The sequence below is a fragment of the Corynebacterium sp. HMSC034B08 genome (assembly GCF_001835805.1).
Lineage (GTDB): Bacteria > Actinomycetota > Actinomycetes > Mycobacteriales > Mycobacteriaceae > Corynebacterium > Corynebacterium coyleae.
Map to the genome: position 1 here is coordinate 6,235 of NZ_KV825883.1, position 948 is coordinate 7,182.

Annotated in this window: 2 protein-coding genes; one reads left to right on the forward strand and one right to left on the reverse strand. The window is 63.0% G+C overall.

The genetic code is table 11. The features are described 5' to 3' along the window. Positions 1 to 296: HAD family hydrolase (locus tag HMPREF2656_RS13580; protein WP_371440634.1), on the reverse strand; the 296-nt coding region annotated here is incomplete at its 3' end. Here HMPREF2656_RS13580 and HMPREF2656_RS00070 point away from each other — a divergent pair. Then, the coding region (locus HMPREF2656_RS00070) for an enoyl-CoA hydratase/isomerase family protein (protein WP_083319378.1) at positions 193 to 948 on the forward strand (756 nt) is incomplete at its 3' end. The two genes, HMPREF2656_RS13580 and HMPREF2656_RS00070, sit on opposite strands and share 104 nt — an antisense overlap.

Below are 948 nucleotides of genomic sequence, written 5' to 3' on the forward strand. Positions count from 1 at the left end.
AGTGTTGCCAGTTGGCGGCCGGAGGCGGGGGTGATGGTGATGGACTGGGCGGTGGCGTCGTCGTAAAGCTGCCAAAAGCGCTCAGGTACCTGGCCTTCCGGGGTGAGGAGGGTGCCGTCCATGTCGAGTGCGATCAGTCGTGACGTCTGCATTGCCCACACCATACCGGTGTGATGTGGAACACTGGGCGGCATGACTGAGTTTGTGAAGACCGAAGTACGCGGCACGACCGGGGTGATCACCCTCGACCGCCCCAAGGCCCTGAATTCTCTGAACCCGGAGATGGCACGCGCCATCGACGAGATCCTGAAGCAGTGGCGTGACGACGACACCGTCACCCAAGTTGTCATCCAGTCCTCTGGCAAGCACTTTTGCTCCGGCGGCGACGTCCGTGCCGCGCGCGACGGTGTCCTCGAGGGACGCCTGGATGAGGTCGATACGTTTTTCGCAGACGAGTACGCCATGAACTTGGACATTGCGAACTACCCCAAGCCGTACATCGCGCTGTGTAGCGGCGTGATCATGGGCGGTGGCATGGGCGTGTCGGCGCACGGTTCGCACATGGTGGTCACCGAGGATGCGTTTGCGTCCATGCCGGAGATGAACATCGGCTACATCACGGATGTGGGCATGTCGTGGCTGTTGCAGAACCTGCCAAAGCGCCCCTCGCAAGCGCTCGGCGCGTTTTTGGCGCTGACGGGGTATCGGCTTACCCCCGATGACATGCTGGCTACCGGCCTGGCCACGCACAAGGTTGCCTCGCTTGACGGGGTGCTCGACGGGATCGTGGAGCACGGGCCCGGCTACCTCGACGAGATCGGGTTGGAGCAGGGTGAATCGCAGCTCGAGGCACTGTACGAGGACATCGAGGCCACCTTCACCGGCTCCTGGGCCGAGATCCGCGAGCGCCTTGACGGCGAGTTCGGCGAGAAGGTGCAGGAATTGACC